This is a genomic window from Roseateles sp. UC29_93 (assembly GCF_042695725.1).
Classification (GTDB): domain Bacteria; phylum Pseudomonadota; class Gammaproteobacteria; order Burkholderiales; family Burkholderiaceae_C; genus Roseateles; species Roseateles noduli_A.
The window spans coordinates 5832785-5851609 of the sequence record NZ_CP170545.1; the positions used below are offsets into that span (position 1 = coordinate 5832785).

The following is an 18825-nucleotide window of genomic DNA, read 5'->3' on the forward strand; positions in this document are numbered from 1 at the left end:
CTTTTCTGAAACTTTCGTTCACAGCCTTGCGTCATGGGGCTGTGGTCCAATCCGGGTTTTCCTGGGAACGGTCTCGCGGCCACGCCCGGACTTTCCCTAGCCAAGCGCGGTCCTGCGGGCATTCGCGCTTGACCGGTACGGAGATGGTGCCTAGTCTCCGCGCCCAACACCGATGAGTACTGTTCGTCCTTCCCGCTCCGCTCCCCGACACAAGAAGCTCCAGCGCGCCATGGCCGCACTGGGGCTGATCTGCGTCTTCGCGAGCGGTAGTTGCTGGGCGCAACAGTCGACCTCGTCCACCAACGAGTCGCACGACAAGCCCAAGGCGCAGGCCAAGGCGGCGCCGTCGAAGGCCGCCGCCAAGCCGGCCGCGAAGAAGCCCGCCGAGTCGAAGCAGGCCGCCAGGTCCTCGAAGGACGGCAAGGCCTCGAAGCCGGTCGCGGCCAAGGACACCGGCAAGGACCGCAGGGCCAAGGCCGATGAGGACAAGTCCCCGGCGACCGAGATCGCCGCCGACAAGCCGGCAGGCACCGACAAGATCGTATCGGCGAAGGCGGAAACGAAGGCCGAGACGAAGACTGAAACGAAGACCGCGGACAAGGCCGCGCCGGCGAAGGCCGACGCGAAGGTCGCGGACACGAAGACCGACGTCGCGCCGCCCGCCGGCACGATGATGGGCGCCTATGGGCAGAGCCTGATGCGCTCGCCCGCCGGCGCCGCGGCGGTCGCGACGACCGTCGCCGCCGCAGGCACGGCCGCCGCGCTGGTCGCGCCGGCCCTGCCCGCCACGAACACGACCGCCACCCCGACCTCCTCGCTGCCGCCGACCGCCCTGATGGGCGCCGCCGCCGGCAACACGAACGCCAGCGAGTCCGTCGCCCGCTTCCTGCAGCAGCGCGGCATCGTCGCGCAGGCCCAGCAGACGCCCGCCTCGCCCGGCGCCGATGCCTCCGCGCCCGGCCTGCTGAACCGGGTGCGCGACAACGCCTCGGACCTGGTGCTGTCGGCGATGAATTTCCTGGGCGTGCCGTACAAGCGCGGCGGCAACTCGGTCAACAACGGCTTCGACTGCAGCGGCTTCACGCGCCACATTTTCGAGATGAGCGTGGGCCTGGTCCTGCCGCGCCGCGCCGACGAGCAGGCCAAGCTCTCCAGCCTGGTGCCGATCAAGAAGGAAGACCTCAAGCCCGGCGACCTGGTCTTCTTCAACACGATGCGCGCGACCTTCTCGCACGTCGGCATCTATGTCGGCGAAGGCAAGTTCATCCACTCGCCGCGCGTCGGCGGCGCGGTGCGCGTCGAGGACATGCGCGAGGCGTACTGGGCCAAGCGTTTCACCGGCGCCCGCCGCGCCGATCTGAACCAGGCCAATCCTGGCACCTGAGCCACCACGCGAGCGGGTCCCTGCGCCCGCCGCCGACGCCCGCGATACGGGCGCCCCGCGCACCTTCCGGCGCGATCCTCCTGAAGACAAGTCCTGACACGGCAGCCCGGTGATCCCGGCTATGCTGCGCCCCAGCGCCGTCGCCGCGATCCTCCGCGATCCACCTTGTCCGCCGTCCTCGATCCCGCCCAGACACCGCTGCACCGAGTCTCCGACCAGATGGGTCAGGCCCTGCTGCTGGCCGTGCTGCTGCACGTGCTGCTGCTCGTGGCCATCGGCAACGCGCCCGGCGGATCGGCCAAGCCCGGCGAAGGCGCCTGGGGGCCGCTGAACGTGAGACTTCAGGGCGATCGCTACGAGCCGGGTTCGGGCGAGCCCGCCGTCGTGCTGCCCGAGCGCGGACCGATCGGCGAAGCGAAGCAGCCCCGCTCCGGCGGCGCGGTGCGGGAACGGCCGCCGACGCCGGAAGAACAACGGGCGCCTGGCGCCGCGCGCCAGGGGCAATGGCGGCAACAGCCCGGCGACGAACTGACCGGCGACGCGCCCGCCGACCGCAGCGCACCGCCGGCCACGACGGCTCCGGTGCCCTCGCCGACACCGACTCCGACTCCGATTCCGACGCCGGCTCCGCCAGCGCCGACACCCATTCCCGCGCCAACGCCGGCACCCACACCAGCCCCGCCGACGCCGACGCCTCCTCCAGCGCCCTCGCCCACGCCCGCCGTCGAGCCTGCGCCTGCGATCACGACGCTCACGACGCCTGTCGAAGCCACCGTGACGGCACCCACGCGCATCGCTCCCGCGCGAGAGGCGACGCCCGCGCGGCCGACAGCGCCGACGGATCCGCTGCAGGCGCCTTCGCCGCTGCAGTTGCCGGAGCGCCCCGCGCCCATCCTCAGCGAGACGCCCACGACGGTGAGACGCATCGACCGCACGCCGATCGAGCGGACACTGACACCCCCCGTGCCATCGGAACTGAAGGCGCCCGCCGAGCTGCCGCCGCTGACGCCAGCGCCTGCGCCGGCCCCTTTGCCCCAACCCGCGCCGACGCCCGTACCGACGCCGCCAACGCCCGCGCCGCAGGTGGCGCCGCCCGCTCCTGCGCCAACACCCACCGCCGCACCGACGCCGCCCGCGGCGGCCACGCCCGCGCCCAGCCCTGCCCCCACGCCGCAGCCGCGCGTGTCGACCACGCCTTCACCGACACCAGCCAGTCGGACATCGCTCGACGGCTCGACGACGCCCACGACGACCCAACCGAGCGTCGGCGCGCCGGACGCTGGCGCACGCACCGGCCATGACGTGGCGACCCCGGCCTCCACGCCCCCGAACGCGCCGAAGCTGAACCTCGACCTGAACGCCGCGCGGGGTCCGATGCGCCCGCGCGGGACGCCCTCGGGCGTGATCTCGGCGGTGCCGAAGCCGCCGGAGGACAAGGACGCCCTGGCCGAGAAGATGCGCGAGGCCGGCCAGCAGGAATGCCGCAAGGCGTACGCGGACAAGGGCCTGCTGGCGGTCGTGCCGCTGGTGCGCGATGCCGCGCGCGACAAGGGCTGCCGTTGGTGAAGGCCGCGAGCCGCGATGGCCGCACCACGTGTCGTGCGAACTCCGTTCCGGTTTCCGACGCAACGGCGAGCACCGTGAAATCTCTGCTATAGTCGATGTCTTCGTTGGGGGGGTAGCTCAGCTGGGAGAGCGTCGCGTTCGCAATGCGAAGGTCGGGAGTTCGATCCTCCTCCTCTCCACCAACAGATCCGAAAGGGTCGCACCGAAAGGCGCGCCCCGACTCATAAAGCTGCCTATATGGCAGCTTTATGTTTTTCTGGCCTATCAATCACCGTTTCATCGTCCGGCTTCCGCTGGCACTTGCACCGCCAGTGTCAGCGCCCGCCCATGCTTTTTCTCAAAGGCGACGATGCGGGTGATCAGGTCCTCATTCAGCCGCTGGCCGGAAGACAGCAGCAGCACGCCCTCCGGGGAGACGAAGTCCTGCAGGAGGACCTGACCGGCGCGCAGGTCCGCAGTGCGCAAGTGCTGCAGCGGCACTGCGGTCTCGGGTGACGCGATCGAGAACAGGCTCGCGAAGGCGTCGACGACGCTCGGGTCGAACTGGCTGCCGCGGCCGGCAAGCACCGCCCGGCGAGCCTCGGACGGACTCAATGCCTCACCGTCGATGCGACCGCCACGCAGGTCCTCGTAGGCGTCGGCCACGGCCAGGATGCGGGCGCCGAGCGGAATCGCCGTGCCGCGCAGGCCATCGGGGAACCCCTGCCCGTCCCAGCGCTCGTGGTGCGCGCGGATCAGTGGCGCCACGCCCTGCATGTCGTCGCAGGCCAGCAAGGCCTGCTCGCCGAGCACGGGGTGCTGCCGGTAGCGCCGCAGTTCGTCGGGATCGAGCCGATTCAGCGGCCGCGCCAGCAGCGCGTCGCTGAGGCCAATGTGGCCGATGTCATGCAGCAGCGCGGCAATCGGAAGATCGTGGGCAGTGCCCGCATCCAGCGTCATCGTCTGCGCGATCCGCCGCGCCAGGTCGGCCACCTGACGCGCGTGTCCGACCTGCGTCTTGCCACGCATCTCGATCAGCGCGGTGAACGCCTTGATCGACGTCAGGTAGTTGCGCTTGAGCCTGCCGTTGGCGGCAGCCAGCTCCTCGGTGCGCGAGGCGACACGGACCTCCAGTCCGGCGTTCAGTGTCTTGAGCTCGTCGTTCTGCGACTGCGTCAGCCGCTCGAGCGCCTGCTTGTCCGCTTCGAGCTGCTGCCTTTCCTCGACCTGACGCAGCGTCATCACCAGTTCGTCGTCGTTCCAGGGCTTGGCGATGTAGCGGTGAATGCCGCCGCGGTTGACGGCGGCGATCGTCGAACCCAGGTCGGCCTGGCCCGTCAGCAGCAGCCGCGCCGCATGGGGCCAGCCCTGGCTGATCCTTTCGAGCAATTGCACACCGTCCATTCCCGGCATGCGCATGTCCGACAGCACCGCATTGACGGGCTCGGCGGCGAGCAGCGACAGCGCCTCCTCGGCGTGCCCCGCCGTCAGGATGCGCCAGCCCGTGGCGCGAAACAGGCGCCGCAACGCGGCCAGGATGTTCGGCTCGTCGTCGATCGCCAGCAGCGTCCACTGCTGGATGTCCGTTGTCATGGCGCAGTCCCTTCGACGCCGGGACGTCGTACGGGCAGCGTGACGCGGAAGCAGGCGCCGTGGCCGGGTTCACTGCGCAGGTCGATGCGGCCCTGATGCTTCTGCACGATGCCATAGGCCAGCGACAGGCCCAGGCCGGTGCCGCGACCGACCGGCTTGGTCGTGAAGAAGGGGTCGAAGACACGCGCCAGATGGTCCGGCGCGATGCCGCAACCATCGTCCTCCACCTCGACCCAGACCCTGTCCCCGGCGTGGCCGCTGCGCACGACGATCAGGCCGCGCTCCGGGCCGACCGCATGGGCCGCATTGACGAGCAGGTTCAGGAAAACCTGGTTCAGTTCCGACGGCAGGCATTCGATGTCGGGCAGGTCGCCGTACTCGCGGCGGACCTCGGCCCGGTACTTGATCTCGTTGGCCACGATGTTCAGCGTCGAATCGATCCCCTGGTGCAGCGAGGCCCAGACCCATTCCCGGTTGGTGTCCACGCGCGAGAAGTCCTTCAGGTCCTGGACGATCTGCCGCACGCGCGACAGTCCCTCCTTCGACTCGCCCATCAGCATCGGGATGTCCTGCTTCAGGTAGTCCAGCTCGATCCGCTCACGCAAGGCCGCCAGCCGCGTCGCCACGGCGCTGCCCGCCAGCGCAGGCTCGGCCTGTTCGTAGGCTTCGAGCATCTCGAAGACGCGCTCCAGGTAGGCCTGCAGCGTGCCGAAGTTCGAGAAGACATAGCCGATCGGGTTGTTGATCTCGTGCGCCACGCCCGCGGCGAGCTGCCCGATCGACGCCAGTCGTTCGGACTGCAACAGCTGGTCCTGCGCGGCGCGCAGGCTGTCGTTCAGGGCGCGCAGCTCCTGGTTGGCACGTTGCAGCGAAATGAGTTCGGAGTTGGTCATGGTGGTCATGGTGGTCATTCAGTGAAGGATCGCCTCGCAGACGGTCTCGAACTGGGCCTCGGCGTGCGCGAACACCCGCATGCAGGCGGCGTCATCCAGACCGCAGGCGGCCCACAGCGACGGCACCAGGGTCGGCACCGCCTCGTCGGCGTCGCCGGCCAGACCCAGCGCATGGGCGATGGCATCGGCCACGTGAGCGATGCTCGTCAGCGTGAGCCCGGCCGCGGCCGGCGGTGCGTGGTGCTCGCGGATGGCGGCGACGATGGCCGGGGCGAAGTTCCAGTGGCTCGCGATCAGCCCGCCGACTTCGGCGTGATCAACGCCGAGCACGGCGCGCTCGGCTTCTCCGGCGGCGCAATCCTGATCGCGTCGCCACCGCTGCGCCTCGGCGTAGGCCGGTGCGAACGAGCAGGCCAGCGCCAGTTGGCCGACGTCGTGCAGCAGACCCACCGTGAACGCCAGGTCGGCGTCTTCGCGCCGCAGTTCACCGGCCAGCGCCTGGGCACACAAGGCGCTGCCTATCGAGTGGCGCCAGAAGACCTCGTGGTCGAAACCGGGGCTGCGGCGGAAGCTGCCGGCGAGCCCGGCGGCCGTGACGACACTGCGCACGGTACGCAGGCCCAGCACGCCGATCGCCTCCGCCACCGCCCCCACCTGCCGGCCTCGGCCGTAGAAGGACGAGTTGGCCAGGCGCAGGGTCTTGGCGGCCAGCGCCTGGTCTTGCGAGATCTGGGTCGCCAACTGCGTGGCGCCGAGTTCCTCGCGGCCGAGCGATTCAATCAGTTCAAGCACCACCGAAGGAAGCGGGGGCAGGTCACGCAGCCCCTTGAGCAGTTCGTCGTGGGTGATCGGTTGCAAGGCCGTGCTCATCGCGGTGACTCCTGACGGTAGCGCCGCACGAGGTGCAGCAGTGGATGGACCTGTCCGTCGCGCAGGCTGTGGCGGAACAGGTGCGCCAGCTCCGCCGGCGCCACGGGCGCCTTGTCGGGAACGGATGGCGTACTCATTGCGAGCCCCCTGCCTGCGGCAACAGCACCAGCAGCCGCCCCTGCGCGCTGCCGTTCAACAGCCGGCTCATCGCCCACCAGCGGCGCCCGGCCAGCCAGACCAGCATCGGATCGCCCTCCACCGCCTGCCGCAAGGCCTGCGGCAGTTGCTCGGACGCGGACGCACCGAGCAACTCCCCCGCCATGCCGCAAAGCGACAGGGCCGGCGCGTTGGCAAACGCCAGCAGGCCTTCCTCGTCGATGCCGAACACGGGCACTGGCATGGCATTCAGGAGCTCCTGCGCCGCCTCACGGCTGCCGATCTCGCGCAGGTTCTGTTCGCGCTGTGCGTTCAACAGCGTCTGGAGTCGCCGGTTCAGTTCGGCCAGTTCGCGATTGGCGGTCTGCACCTCGTGGTCGAGGCGCCGGTTCTGATCGGCCATCTCCTTGAGCGCGAAGGCCTCGCGCAGATGAGCCCGCAATTGCTCGTCGTCCCAGGGCTTGGCGAGGAACTTGTAGATCGCCCCCTCGTTGATCGCGTCGGTGATCGCCTGCAGCTCGGTGTAGCCCGAGAGCACCAGCCGGATCGTCTCCGGGCACAGCTGCCTGGCCCGGCGCAGCAGCTCGACGCCCGTCATGCCCGGCATGCGCTGATCGGACAGGATGACGTCGACCTCGTGTCGCGCCATCAACTGCAGCGCCTGTTCGGCGCTGGTGGCGCTGAGCACCAGCCAGTCCTCGACGCGCAGCAGGCGGCGCAAGGCGGCGATGATGTTTTCTTCGTCATCGACCAGCAACAAGGTGCGTCGACGCGAACGCCGGCCCAGGAGCGACGCATCGATCTGCCGGCCGTCGCGCAGCAGCGTTTCGATCGCTGCCGCCGGCACGGCGGCGCTGAACCAGTAGCCCTGCATCTGGTCGCACCGGTTGGCGGCGAGCAGGGCCGCCTGGCCTTCGCTTTCGACGCCTTCGGCGACCACCTTCATCTGCAGCTGATGCGCCATCGTGATGATGGCGCGCGTGATCGAGACGTCTTCCGCCGGCGCGCTGACATCGGGCACCAGGGAGCGGTCGATCTTGACCACGTCGACCGGCAAGCGCCGCAGGTAGCTCAGGCTCGAGTACCCGGTACCGAAGTCGTCGAGCGACACCTCGACGCCGAGCGCTCGCAGCGCCTGCAGATGTTGCACCGCCTGATCGAAGTTGGCGATCAGCATGCTCTCCGTGACCTCGACACCGAACAGCCTCGGGTCGAGGCCGGTGGCTGCCAGCAGGCCTTCGATGCGCCGGGCCAGGTCCGGCTGGAGCAGTTGGCGCGCCGACAGATTGACCGCCATGCGCAGCGGGGGAAGCCCGGCACGCTGCCATTGCGCGGCCTGCTCGATGGCGCGGCGCAGCACCCAGTCGCCGATGACGACGATCAGGCCGGTCTCTTCGGCGATCGGGATGAAGCGATCCGGCGCGATGCGGCCGAGCGTCGGGTGTTGCCAGCGCAGCAAGGCCTCGACGCCGACGATGCGGCCATGCCCGAGGTCGACCTGCGGCTGGTAGTGCAGTTCGAACTGCTCGTCGCGAAGCGCATGGCGCAGCGCGGTCTCCAGCGCCAGTCGCTCCGGATCGTCGTCGTGGTGCGCGCCGGCATAGACGCTGGCCTGGTTGCGGCCCGACAGCTTGGCCTGGTGCAGCGCGGCATTGGCGCGACGCAGCAGGGTGTCGGCGTGGTCGCCGTCATCCGGCGCCGTGGCGACGCCGATGCTGCAGGTGATGTGGATCTCGTGCCCCTCGATGCACATCGGTCGGGCGATGGCACCGAGCAGCGCCTGCGCCGTGTGCAGCTCCGGTATCGAAGGGGCCGGCATCACGATCACGAACTCGTCCCCGCCGCGGCGCGCCACCAGGTCGGTGCTCCGTACGGTGGCGGCGATACGCTGTGCCGCCTCGCGAAGCACCGCGTCGCCGATGTGCGTGCCGAGGCCGTCGTTGATGCGCTTGAAGCGATCGAGTTCCAGCACCAGCACCACGGTCTCGGTGCCGGCCTGCAAGATCGCGCTCAGGCGCTCGAAGAGCAGCTGGCGGTTGGGCAGTCCCGTCAGTTCATCGAACTGCAGCAATTGACGGATGCGGCGTTCGGCGGCGCGGCGTTCGCGTAGATCGTCGATGCAGACGTGGGCGAATGTCTCGGCGTCGGTCGTCACCAGGCTGACGGAGACGTCGGCCGGAATCTCATGGCCCTCCTGGTGGCGGATGCTGGTCTCGAAGCGCAGGGAACCGCGCTCGCACAACTCGCGCCAACGATGCGGCCACTGTGTGTCGTCGGTCTGCGTGTCGATGTCGGGCACCCGCAGCCGCAGCAACTGGTCGCGCTCCAGGCCCAGCAGTCGGCAGGCCGCCGCGTTGGCATCGCGGAAGGCCCCATCAGGCCCGACCTGCAACAGCGCGTCGTTGGCCTGTTCGACCGCATGGCGGGTCAGCAGCAGCTGATGCTGCGCCTGTTCCCGTTCGGTCACGTCGCGCGCCGAAGGGATCAGCCAGGCCACGCTGCCGTCCGCACCGTAGAGCGGCAACAGCGAAAAGTCCATCGCCAACGTCGCCCCCGAGCTCGTGGCCACGCGCACGTCGAAGCGCGAAGCCTCGCCGCGCAAGGCGCTGGCCAGCGCCTTCTGCAGCCGCTGCTGCGACAGCTCGCAGGCCTGCCACCAGGGGGTGGCATCGAAGCGCCTGCCCAGCACCTGATCCGACGTGCGGCCGATGGCCTGCAGCGCCGCCTCGTTGGCGTAGCGCAGCACACCGTCGGTGTCGAGCAGGCCGGCGAAGATGGAAGGCCCCAGCCGGTCCAGGACTTCACGCAGGACGTTCTCGAAGTCTGGTGGCGCAGGATTGACGACCGTCGGCGCCAACGCGGGGACGGGCGACCGTCGGCGACAACGCAGGACTGGCGACCGTCGGCGCCAACGCAGGACTGGCGTCGCAGCAGGAGTGGAGCAGGTGGGGCTTCGTCATGCCTGCAGTCTGCCGGGCAGCCCGCGGCAGCGGCGTGATCAGTTGCGGCCCCCGACGACAGGATCAGATGGCGGCAGGCGCAGGCAAGACGGCGCGCGCCGCGTCGTCGACCAGGCGCGCCAGCGTGCGCGTGGCGCGCTCGAGCGTCGCGTCCCAGGGCGTGCCGCAGGTCAGCCGGATGTGGTGCTGGAACTCGGCACGCGCCGAGAACATCGGCCCCGGGGCCACGCTGATGCCTTGCGCCAGCGCGGCGCGGTACAGCGCCATCGCGTCGACCCCGACGGGCAACTCGACCCAGATGAAGTAACCGCCGGCCGGCCGCATCAGGCGCGTGCCAGCGGGAAAGTGCCGGGTCACGGCCTCGAACAGGCTGGTCCGCTGCGCCTGCAACGACTGGCGCAAGCCTCGGAGGTGATGGTCATAGCCGCCCTCCTGCAGGTACTCCGCCACGGCGGCCTGGACCGGGATCGAACCGGACAGGCTGGTCATCAGCTTCAGCCGTCGGACCTCCTGCGCCCAACGACCGGGGGCTGCCCAGCCGACGCGGTAGCCCGGCGCCAGGCACTTCGAGAACGACGAGCAGTGCAGCACCAGACCGCGTCGGTCGTAGGCCTTGGCAGGCAGCGGCGCCACGTGGCCTTCATAGAGCTCCGCATACACGTCGTCTTCGATCATCGGCAGGTCGTGGCGGGCGAGCAGTTCGACCAGGTCTCGCTTCTTGACCTCGGGCATCAGGCTGCCGAGGGGATTCTGGAAGGTCGTCATCAGCCAGCAGGCCTTGGGACGGTAGAGCTCGATGACCTGCGCGAGGCGGCCGAGATCGATGCCTTCGCGGCTGTGCGTCGGCACCTCGATGGCATGCAGGCCCAGCCGCTGCAACGCCTGCAGCGCCACATAAAAGGTGGGGACTCCACCACGACCGCATCACCCGGCCTCGTGACCGCGTTCAGGCACAGGTTCAGCGCCTCCATCGCACCGTGGGTCAGCACGATCTCGTCGGCGGCAACGGCAAGACCCTGGCGCAGGTATCGCTTGGCGATCTCACGCCGCAGCCGCAGGTTGCCCGGCGGCAGGTCCTCGACCATGTGCCACGGCTCGAGCCGCCGGGTACTCGAGATCAGCGCGCGGCGCAGTCGATCCAAGGGGAACAGCAGCGGGCTGGGGAAAGCCGAGCCCAAGGGCACGATGTCGCGTGCCCGCGCCGAGCCGAGGATCCCATAGACCAGGTCGTTGACCTCGACGGTCTGCGAGCCGGCTGTCGGCTCCGAGGTCGCCGGCTCCGCGAGCAGCGCGCCGTCTGCACGCGCGGCAACGAAGTAGCCTGATCGGGGTACCGCGCGAATCAGTCCGCGGGACTCGAGCAGGTAGTAGGCCTGGAACACGGTGCTGGGGCTGAGGCCCCGGCTTGCGCGCGTCTGGCGCACGGAAGGCAGACGATCCCCGGGGCGCAGCACGCCGGCCGCGATCTGCTGCTCGAGTTCTCGAGCGAGCAGCTCATACCTCGCATCGGAGGCGGTGAGCGGAGGATCGCGCATGGGGTTGGCACCGCGCCTCGGTCGACTGCCGACTCCGTGGGGTGACGTTCAGGCAGTCTAAGGTTTGCGCGGTGCGATGCAAGCGCCGTCGCGCGGCGCGCGCAGGCCTTGGCCCGAGCCATGCGCCATGCGCCATGCGCCTGGCGTCGACGTCCGCCGTGGCGCCCAGTCGACCAAGGGTTTTCACCTAATCGATCCGCTCTTGAAGTCGCCCCTCCGAATTCCTAAATCCGTGTCGAACCGCCATCTATCGATTCGGATGAGGACTGGATCATGGCCCAACAGCAACCCGACACGTCCGGCGCTCCAGTGGAACGCGCTTCGCGACGCCCCCGGCTCCCATTGAGCCCATCGCAACTTCAAGCCTACCTGCTCGCACGCGAGACGCTGCGACGCCTGAAGTCTTCGACGCGCCCCTGTTTCGCGCGCGACCCCTCAGCGCTGCGGGGCGCCAGCAGGCGCCCGCCCGCCGAACGCTGACTGCTGACTGCTGACCGCTGCGCGGCCAGCACGTGCGCCGCTTGATCGTCGTCGGCGATCTGCAGCCCGCGCCGCGGAGCCACCCGTCAACGCTTCATCTCGATCGACGCGCGAGCGTCGACGTCCTCCATCGACCATCGACCAAGGAAAGGAGCTTCTGATGTTCGACACCGTGTTCCACCGTCCCCAGGGCTTGCTGGAGCAGCTCGCCCAACTGCAACAGGCGATTTCGCGATCCCGGTCGGCCGACGGATTGCCGGATGGCATCCGGTCCGCGGTGGCCGGGAGCTTTCCGCCGATCAACATCGGACGAACCGAGCGCTCCATCGAGGTCTATGCCTTCGCGCCGGGCCTGGAGGCGCAGGCCATCGACGTCACCGTCGAGCGCGGCGTCCTGCGGATCTCCGGCGAGCGTCCACCGACGGACCGCCGCGCCTCGGATGCCGTGCAGTGGTATGCGGCGGAGCGCTGGCACGGCCGCTTCAGCCGCGCGGTGACCCTGCCCGAAGAGGCCGATACGGGCAGCGTCGAGGCGCAATACCGCGACGGCGTCCTGCGCATCAAGGTGGGGCTGCGCGAAGCGGCTCAGCCACAGCGCATCAACGTCCAGTGAGCGGTCGAACCACGATTGGAAATTGGAAGGAACCATCATGTCTGATCACACCCAACTGACCCGCAGCGAGGCCGGCCGCGCACCACTCCCCACGTCCGATGCGAGTTCGCCGACGGCCAGACCGGGGCGTCACGCGCGCGACGTCGCGGAGCCCGCCGTTGAGATCTTCGAGGACGCGGGGGGCATCACCCTCCTGGCCGACATGCCGGGCGTCCCGCGGGACGGCCTGGATGTCCGGCTGGACGGCGAGACGCTGGTGATCGAAGGCGACGTGGCCGTCGTGGCGCCCGAGGGCATGCGCGGCATGTGGGCCGAGGTCAATGTGCCTCGCTACCGGCGTGCCTTCACCCTCAGTCGTGAACTCGATACCGCCCGGATCGAGGCCGGGGTGAAGGACGGCGTGCTGACGCTGCGCATTCCGAAACAGGCGCATGCGCAACCGCGGCGTATCGCCGTGTCCACCGCCTGAAGACGGAGCGCCAGACGACGGAGCGCCAGGCGACTGCCGCCCGTCGCGCCATGGCGTGCGATCGCATCCAGGGACCGCCGCGCGTGCGCCTGGCCTGGGGGGCCAGGCGGCGCCCTGCTCCGCGTGACCCGCTCCTCCTTGGCGGACGCGTACGGCACGCCGAATGCGCAGGACCGCCCCGGAGCACGCCCGGAAGGATTGCGCAACCCGGGCTCGGAATCCCCCCGAACGGGCGGTGGGTCACCGCCGTCCGCGATTGCGGCGGCGGCGCCGACAGGTCTAGTATCGATCGCTCCCACCCGGCATTCCGAGCCTTGCGCCCGGAGCGCCGGGAGCCCGCCGCGACGCGGCACCGCCACCAGGAGCACCCCATGCTTGAACTGATCGGCGCGATCCTCGTGGGCGCATTCGCCCTCACCTTCGGGGTCCTGTGCATCGGCCCCATGATGCTCAAGCCCGACGACCTCTGAGGCGATGACGGGCACAGGGCTTGCCGCTAGGGCAAGCCATGAAATTCACCGTCCTCACCGTCAATCTCCACAAGGGTTTCGGCTTCTTCAACCGCCGCTTCATCCTGCACGAGCTGCGGGAGGCGGTGCGAGCCGTCTCCGCCGATGTCGTCTTCCTGCAGGAAGTGCTGGGCGAGCATGAACTGCATGCGGCCCGGATCGCCGACTGGCCGCGGGGCCCCCACTACGAGTTCCTCGCGGACAGCCTGTGGACCGACTTCGCGTACGGCCGCAATGCGGTCTATCCGCAGGGTCACCACGGCAACGCGCTGCTGTCCAAGTTCGCGATCACGCGACACACCAACCACGACGTGTCCATCGAAGGTCCCGAGCGCCGCGGCCTCCTGCACAGCGTCCTGAAACTCTCCGACGGCCGCGAGCTGCACGCGATCTGCGTGCACCTGGGCTTGCGCGAGTCGCACCGCCAGCGCCAGGTCGAGCGCCTGTGCCATCTGATCGACAGCCTGCCCCCGGGCGACCCGGTGGTCGTCGCTGGCGACTTCAACGACTGGCGCCAGCGGGCGCACAAGATGCTGAGCCGCTGCGCCGGTCTCGCGGAGGTCTTCGTGAAGTCGTACGGCTCCGCGGCGCGGACCTTCCCGTCGCGCTTCCCGCTGCTGGCGCTGGACCGCATCTACGTGCGCGGCGCGTCGGTGCAGCATCCGATCGTGCTGCCGCGCCGGCCGTGGTCGCACCTGTCCGACCACGCGCCGCTGGCCGCGGAGATCCGGCTGTGAAGCGCCCCGACTGGAGCGCAGGCAACGACCTCGAGCTGCTCGAGAACGGCGAGGAGTTCTTCCCCGCCGTCTTCGCCGCGATCGAGGGTGCGAAGCACGAGGTTCTCATCGAGACCTTCATCCTCTTCGAGGACAAGGTCGGCCTGGCCTTGCGCGAGGTCCTGATCGCGGCCGCGAAACGCGGCGTGCGCGTGGACATGACGGTGGACGGCTTCGGGTCGCCGGAGCTGTCGATGAACTTCGTGAGCGGACTCACCGACGCGGGCGTGCGGCTGCACGTCTTCGACCCGCCGCCCAAGCTGTCGCGGCGGCTGAAGCCGTTCCGCAGGCTGCATCGCAAGATCGTCGTCGTCGACGGCGAGACGGGCTTCATCGGCGGCATCAACTACTCGGCGGATCACCTGATCGATTTCGGCCCCGAGGCCAAGCAGGACTACGCCGTGCGCGTGCGCGGGCCGGTGGTCGCGCAGCTGCGGCGCGTGACGGGGGAGATCCTCGCCACCGCGACGCCGGCAGACGCCGTCCGCCGGGTCGGCGGGACAGCGTCGCTGGTGGCCGAGCCGCGCGAAGGAACCGCGCAGGAGCACCCCCTCGACGGGTCGCCCGGACGCATCGACGGCCGGCCAGGCCAAGGCGGTCGTCGTCACGCGCGACAACCACCGCCACCGCGACGACATCGAGCGCATGTACCGCCTCGCGCTGCACGCGTCGCAGCGCGAGGTGATCATCGCCAACGCCTACTTCTTCCCGGGCTTCCTGCTGCTGCGGAGCATGCAGCGTGCCGCGCGCCGCGGCGTGGACGTCCACCTGATCCTGCAGGGCCAGCCCGACATCGCATGGGCGCGCTGGGCGGCGCAGCTCGTGTACGACCAGCTGATGCGGGCCGGCGTCCATATCCACGAATACTGCGAACGACCGATGCACGGTAAGGTCGCGCTGGTCGACGACCACTGGGCGACGGTGGGTTCGAGCAACCTCGATCCGCTGAGCCTGTCGCTGAACCTCGAAGCCAACCTGATCGTCGAGGACCGCGACTTCAACCGCGCCCTGCGCGACAAGCTCCTGCCGCTGATGAAGAACCAGTGCAAGCTGCTGAAGCTCGAGCACACCAATGCGCATCGCTGGTGGTGGCGCCTCGGCATGGGCACGCTGGTCTTCCACGTGCTGCGGCATTTCCCGCGCTGGCTGGCGCGTCTGCCGCGGCAGACGCAGCCGGTGATGCCGGCGGCGGAAACGCCGGTGGTGGTGAGCGCCTCGCAGACACCGGCTGCTGAAGCCTGGTCATGGCAAGACGGGACCGGCGAGCAGCGCGGGCAGGACGCTCACGGCGTGAAATGCATGAGCAAGGAGACGGCCGAGTGAGTGCCACGCCGACGCCGGACGCCGCGGGGCAACGCCCGGCGCGCTGGCGTTGGGGCCGATGGCTGAGCGGCGTGTTCGCGGTCGCCGTGGTGGCCCTGCTCGCCTGGGCGGCGCGGCAGGTCGACTGGGACGAGGTCGGCGACGCGCTGCGGCAACTGCCCCTGGGCGTGCTGATCGCCGGCGCGGCGCTGTGCGCGCTCAGCCACCTGATCTACAGCGGCTACGACCTGATCGGCAAACGCTGGGCGCATCACGCGGTGCCGACGCGGCGGGTGATGCTGATCACCTTCATCAGCTACGCGTTCAACCTCAACCTCGGCTCGCTGGTCGGCGGCGTCGCGATGCGATTGCGGCTGTATGCGCGCGAGGGGCTGAGGCACCCGGTGCCGGCGAAGATCCTCGCGCTGAGCATGGCCTCGAACTGGCTCGGCTACGGCCTGCTCGCGGGCGGGCTGTTCCTCTTCGGCTGGCTCGCGCCGCCGCCGGAGTGGCGGATCAGCGCCGCCGCGCTGCGCGGGCTGGGTGCGCTGATGTGGGTGATCGTCGCTGCCTATCTGGCGCTGTGCGCGTTCTCCAGACGCCGCGAGTTCCGGCTGCGCGGCCACGACTTCTTCGTCCCGAGCCTGCGCATCGCGCTGATGCAGCTGGCGATCTCGTCGGCCAACTGGCTGACGATGGGCGCGGTGCTGTGGGTGCTGCTGCAGCAGGGCGTCGACTACGGCCACACCCTGTCCGTGCTGCTGGTGGCCGCGGTGGCCGGCGTCATCGCGCACGTGCCGGCAGGCCTGGGCGTGCTCGAAGCTGTCTTCGTCGCCTTCCTGGGCCCGACGCTCGGCCACGGCCAGGTCCTCGCCGCGCTGATCGCGTACCGGGCGCTCTACTACCTCGCGCCGCTGTCGATCGCGGCCATCGCCTACTTCGTGCTGGAGGCGAAGGCGAGGACGTAGGAGGCTCAAGCGCTCCTCCGAACCCAGGCACCCGCCTTGCTGAGCCCTCCGCGAGCATCCGCATCGGATGCGCCGCACCGCTCTACAAGGATGTCGCCATGCTCCGCCTTCACTTCCAGGTCGCCGCGCTGAGCGCGCTGCTGTTCACCCTGCCCTTCGTCCACGCCGCCGACGACGCGGGCAAGGGCACCGGCAACGAGCAGCCCGGCAAGTTCAAGACCGCCATCGCGAAGACCGTGGGCAGGATCCGGCTGGATGGCGACATGCTCGCCGTGCTGAAGGCGCATGAAGGCCTGCGGCCCAAGGCGATCGAGAAGATCGACGTGACCGCCGCCCGCGCGAATCCCACCCTCGCCGACGCCGTCAACGCGCTGCTGCGCCAGAACGGCCGCAGCACCGATCCCGCGCAGCTCGTGCCCGGCGTGACCAGCATCGACGGCACGGTGCAGGGCGGCGCGGGCATGATCCCGGCGCGCTTCTACACGCCCGCCGGACCGGGCCCCTTCCCCGTCGTCGTCTACTTCCACGGCGGCGGCTGGGTCATCGCCGACAAGCAGGTCTACGACGCCAGCGCGCGCGGCATCGCCAGGCAGGCGCAGGCGGTCGTGGTCTCCGTCGACTACCGGCAGGCGCCGGAGAACAAGTTCCCGGCCGCCTGGGACGATGCGCTGGCCGCCTACCAGTGGACGCTGGCGAATGCCGCGAAGTTCAAGGGCGACATCAGCCGCGTCGCGCTGGCCGGCGAAAGCGCCGGCGGCAACCTCGCGCTGGCCACCGCCATCGCGGCGCGCGACGCGGGCCTGCAGAAGCCGGCGCACGTGCTGGCCATCTATCCGGTCACGCAGACCAGCCTCAACACCGAGTCCTACCTGGAGAACGCCGCCGCCCAGCCGCTCAACCGCGCGATGGTCGAGTGGTTCATCGACAAGCTGCTCGACAACAAGGAACAGTTGAAGGACTGGCGCCTGAACCTCGTCGACGCGAAGCTGACCGGCCTGCCGTCGGTGACGCTGATCAGCGCCCGCGTGGATCCGCTGCGATCGGACAGCGCCAAGATGGAAGACGCGCTGAAGAAGGCCGACGTGCTGGTCGAGCGCCGCGACTACGAGGGCGTCACCCACGAGTTCTTCGGCACCGCCGCCGTCGTCGAGAAGGCCCGCAACGCGCAGGCCTTCGCGGGCGAGCGGCTGCGCAAGGCGTTCGGGAACTGAGGGCGGTCCCCGCTGATGCCCAAACGAAGGATCAGCCGCCGTTGGGCAGCAGACTGGTGATCAACGGCGCGACCAGTTCACGCAAGAGCACGCCGAGTCCGCCGGCCACCGCGATGGCCACCATGGCCAGCGCCAGGCGGGCGATGAGCCGCCGGTGGCCCGTCTTCAGGATGAACGACAGGCTGAAGGCCAGGCTGGTCATCGAGGCCAGCACCGCGCCGTTGGCCGCGACGTCGAAACCGATCGCGCCCTGCGCCGCCATGCTCGCGGCCGCCGCCACCGCGCTGGCGCTGGAGAGCAGCCCGCCGATCACCGTGACCAGGTAGAAGCCGCCTTCGCCGAACTCGCGCTGCATCAACCGGCCCACGACATGCAGTGCCAGGAACAGCACGCCATAGCGCAGGGCCACGGGCAGCGAGAACGGCAGCTCCAGCTTGATGTCGGTGACGTCCTCGACGGCGGCGCCGTTGCGTCGCGCGATCAGGCTCAGCACCACGAAGCCCGCCGCGGACAGCACCATGAAGCCGAAGGCCGCCGCGGCGTTCACGAAGGCCAGCGGTGTGAGGATCAGCAGCAGCACCGCGTTGCGCATCACCATTGCGGCGACGGCCACCAGCACCGCGCGATACGCGCCTTCGGCGAAGCGGCCGGAGGTCTCGCGCACGCGCGTCGCCATCTCCACCACCGTGAAGTTGCTGTTGACCAGGCCGCCGAAGAACGCGGACAGCTCCGCGCCCTTGGAGCCGTAGAGCTTCCACAGGATGTAGTTCACGAAGCCGATGCTGGCGATCAGGATCACCGTCACCCAGGCGGCGCGGGGCTCGATCAGGTGCCAGGGTCCGATCGGCCCGGCGGGCAGCGCGGGGTAGATGACGATCGCCAGGATCGCGAGCAGCAGCGCGGAGCGCACCTCGCCCTCGGTCAGGCCCATCGACAGGCCGGAGAGTCGTTCCTTCCACGCGAGCAGCGCGGTCGTGCTGACCATCACCGCCGCAGGGGTCACGGTGTGCCCCAGGCCGCAGAGGATGCCCGCCATGCAGGTCACCAGCATCGCCGCGGAGGTGGTGAGTTCAGGACCGTGGCCGCCGCGCATCGTGTGGACGTTGAGCGGCACCGCCAGGCCCGCCGCGAGCAGCAGGCTCAGCAGCGCGTAATGCTCGCCGAGCGAGCCGCCGAGCGCGCCCAGCAGCGCAATGAAGCCGAAGGTCCGCAGGCCGGCTTCCTTGCCGCGCCGCTCTCGTTCCAGCCCGAGCAGCAGGCCCAGGGAGAGGGCCAGCGCCAGGCGGATCAGGATCTCGAGATAAGGCCACTCGGCATTGGGGAGTGGCGTCGACGTCGGAAGCACTGGAGTCATCTGCCCCAGGTTATCGCAACCCTTCGCACCGCGAAAGCCGCCGCCCCGATCGACCGCCTCTCTGATCGGCCGCCGCCCTGATTTGGGTGCGCGGCTAGGCGCGAACCGGAGCCATAGCAGCGCTATGGCGAGGATTCGCAACGACGCAGCGCGCCCAAATCAGGGCGGCGCGAGGCCGTCGGTGTGGTGGAAGGCCCCCCGGCCCTT

Annotated in this window: 13 protein-coding genes, 1 tRNA gene and 3 pseudogenes; 10 read left to right on the forward strand and 7 right to left on the reverse strand. The window is 69.7% G+C overall.

The genetic code is table 11. The features are described 5' to 3' along the window. The first annotated feature begins 229 nt into the window (after positions 1 to 229). The 3 genes from ACFJIX_RS27040 (at position 230) to ACFJIX_RS27050 (ending at position 3132) form a co-directional block, all read left to right on the forward strand. Complete coding sequence (locus tag ACFJIX_RS27040; protein WP_377155734.1) at positions 230 to 1384, forward strand: C40 family peptidase; 1155 nt, start codon at positions 230 to 232, stop codon at positions 1382 to 1384. Positions 1385 to 1549: 165 nt separating this feature from the next. Beyond that, complete coding sequence (locus ACFJIX_RS27045) at positions 1550 to 2950, forward strand: hypothetical protein (RefSeq protein ID WP_377155736.1); 1401 nt, start codon at positions 1550 to 1552, stop codon at positions 2948 to 2950. A gap of 106 nt (positions 2951 to 3056) precedes the next feature. Further along, positions 3057 to 3132, forward strand: a tRNA-Ala gene (locus ACFJIX_RS27050). Positions 3133 to 3226: 94 nt separating this feature from the next. On the opposite strand, the gene ACFJIX_RS27055 is transcribed toward ACFJIX_RS27050, so the two are convergent. From ACFJIX_RS27055 to ACFJIX_RS27080, 6 genes and pseudogenes are all read right to left on the reverse strand, one after another. Then, complete coding sequence (locus tag ACFJIX_RS27055) at positions 3227 to 4522, reverse strand: HD domain-containing phosphohydrolase (protein ID WP_377155738.1); 1296 nt, start codon at positions 4520 to 4522, stop codon at positions 3227 to 3229. After that, entirely contained in the window at positions 4519 to 5424 is a 906-nt protein-coding gene (locus ACFJIX_RS27060; RefSeq protein WP_377155740.1) for an ATP-binding protein, read from the reverse strand. Before ACFJIX_RS27060 ends, ACFJIX_RS27055 begins: the two co-directional genes overlap by 4 nt. A gap of 9 nt (positions 5425 to 5433) precedes the next feature. Next, positions 5434 to 6285 (reverse strand): HDOD domain-containing protein, encoded by an 852-nt coding sequence (locus ACFJIX_RS27065; RefSeq protein WP_377155742.1) that lies wholly within the window; start codon positions 6283 to 6285, stop codon positions 5434 to 5436. Then, on the reverse strand, positions 6282 to 6422 hold the full coding sequence (locus ACFJIX_RS27070) for a hypothetical protein (RefSeq protein WP_377155743.1): 141 nt from the start codon (positions 6420 to 6422) through the stop codon (positions 6282 to 6284). Before ACFJIX_RS27070 ends, ACFJIX_RS27065 begins: the two co-directional genes overlap by 4 nt. Next, positions 6419 to 9298 (reverse strand): EAL domain-containing protein, encoded by a 2880-nt coding sequence (locus ACFJIX_RS27075; RefSeq protein WP_377155745.1) that lies wholly within the window; start codon positions 9296 to 9298, stop codon positions 6419 to 6421. The genes ACFJIX_RS27070 and ACFJIX_RS27075 overlap by 4 nt, the downstream gene beginning before the upstream one ends. A 166-nt stretch (positions 9299 to 9464) precedes the next feature. Further along, positions 9465 to 10936 (reverse strand): annotated as a pseudogene (locus tag ACFJIX_RS27080) (PLP-dependent aminotransferase family protein). Between the two features lie 640 nt (positions 10937 to 11576). On the opposite strand from ACFJIX_RS27080, the gene ACFJIX_RS27085 reads away from it, so the two are divergent. The 7 genes and pseudogenes from ACFJIX_RS27085 to ACFJIX_RS27115 all read left to right on the forward strand — a co-directional run bounded on the left by ACFJIX_RS27085 (position 11577) and on the right by ACFJIX_RS27115 (position 17264). Then, on the forward strand, positions 11577 to 12029 hold the full coding sequence (locus tag ACFJIX_RS27085) for an Hsp20/alpha crystallin family protein (protein ID WP_377155746.1): 453 nt from the start codon (positions 11577 to 11579) through the stop codon (positions 12027 to 12029). A gap of 37 nt (positions 12030 to 12066) precedes the next feature. Beyond that, a complete protein-coding gene (locus ACFJIX_RS27090) occupies positions 12067 to 12498 on the forward strand; it encodes an Hsp20/alpha crystallin family protein (protein WP_377155748.1) in 432 nt (143 codons plus the stop codon). A gap of 508 nt (positions 12499 to 13006) precedes the next feature. After that, positions 13007 to 13744 carry an endonuclease/exonuclease/phosphatase family protein gene (locus ACFJIX_RS27095; protein ID WP_377155750.1) on the forward strand — a complete coding sequence of 246 codons (738 nt, stop codon included), beginning with the start codon at positions 13007 to 13009 and terminating at the stop codon, positions 13742 to 13744. Continuing rightward, a pseudogene (locus ACFJIX_RS27100) lies at positions 13741 to 14145 on the forward strand (phospholipase D-like domain-containing protein); the annotation flags it as partial. The gene ACFJIX_RS27095 and the pseudogene ACFJIX_RS27100, both read left to right, overlap by 4 nt. Before the next feature lie 196 nt (positions 14146 to 14341). Continuing rightward, a pseudogene (gene clsB, locus ACFJIX_RS27105) lies at positions 14342 to 15106 on the forward strand (cardiolipin synthase ClsB); the annotation flags it as partial. Further along, positions 15103 to 16053: a lysylphosphatidylglycerol synthase domain-containing protein gene (locus ACFJIX_RS27110; RefSeq protein WP_377155751.1), complete on the forward strand. Its 951-nt coding sequence runs from the start codon at positions 15103 to 15105 to the stop codon at positions 16051 to 16053. The pseudogene clsB and the gene ACFJIX_RS27110, both read left to right, overlap by 4 nt. Before the next feature lie 98 nt (positions 16054 to 16151). Beyond that, positions 16152 to 17264, forward strand: coding sequence for an alpha/beta hydrolase (locus ACFJIX_RS27115; protein WP_377155753.1), 1113 nt, complete (start codon positions 16152 to 16154; stop codon positions 17262 to 17264). A 31-nt stretch (positions 17265 to 17295) separates the two neighbouring features. Here the strand turns inward: ACFJIX_RS27115 and ACFJIX_RS27120 are convergent, their stop codons facing one another. After that, positions 17296 to 18618, reverse strand: a complete 1323-nt coding sequence (locus ACFJIX_RS27120; RefSeq protein ID WP_377155756.1) for an MgtC/SapB family protein — start codon at positions 18616 to 18618, stop codon at positions 17296 to 17298. Positions 18619 to 18825 lie beyond the last annotated feature (207 nt).

Excerpts from the sequence above, each read along its gene's own strand:
- ACFJIX_RS27095 (WP_377155750.1), top strand. The coding sequence starts at position 13,007 with ATGAAATTCACCGTCCTCACCGTCAATCTCCACAAGGGTTTCGGCTTC.
- ACFJIX_RS27090 (WP_377155748.1), top strand. The coding sequence starts at position 12,067 with ATGTCTGATCACACCCAACTGACCCGCAGCGAGGCCGGCCGCGCACCA.
- ACFJIX_RS27085 (WP_377155746.1), top strand. The coding sequence starts at position 11,577 with ATGTTCGACACCGTGTTCCACCGTCCCCAGGGCTTGCTGGAGCAGCTC.
- ACFJIX_RS27115 (WP_377155753.1), top strand. The coding sequence starts at position 16,152 with ATGCTCCGCCTTCACTTCCAGGTCGCCGCGCTGAGCGCGCTGCTGTTC.
- ACFJIX_RS27055 (WP_377155738.1), bottom strand. The coding sequence starts at position 4,522 with ATGACAACGGACATCCAGCAGTGGACGCTGCTGGCGATCGACGACGAG.
- ACFJIX_RS27070 (WP_377155743.1), bottom strand. The coding sequence starts at position 6,422 with ATGAGTACGCCATCCGTTCCCGACAAGGCGCCCGTGGCGCCGGCGGAG.
- ACFJIX_RS27120 (WP_377155756.1), bottom strand. The coding sequence starts at position 18,618 with ATGACTCCAGTGCTTCCGACGTCGACGCCACTCCCCAATGCCGAGTGG.
- ACFJIX_RS27065 (WP_377155742.1), bottom strand. The coding sequence starts at position 6,285 with ATGAGCACGGCCTTGCAACCGATCACCCACGACGAACTGCTCAAGGGG.
- ACFJIX_RS27040 (WP_377155734.1), top strand. The coding sequence starts at position 230 with ATGGCCGCACTGGGGCTGATCTGCGTCTTCGCGAGCGGTAGTTGCTGG.
- ACFJIX_RS27060 (WP_377155740.1), bottom strand. The coding sequence starts at position 5,424 with ATGACCACCATGACCAACTCCGAACTCATTTCGCTGCAACGTGCCAAC.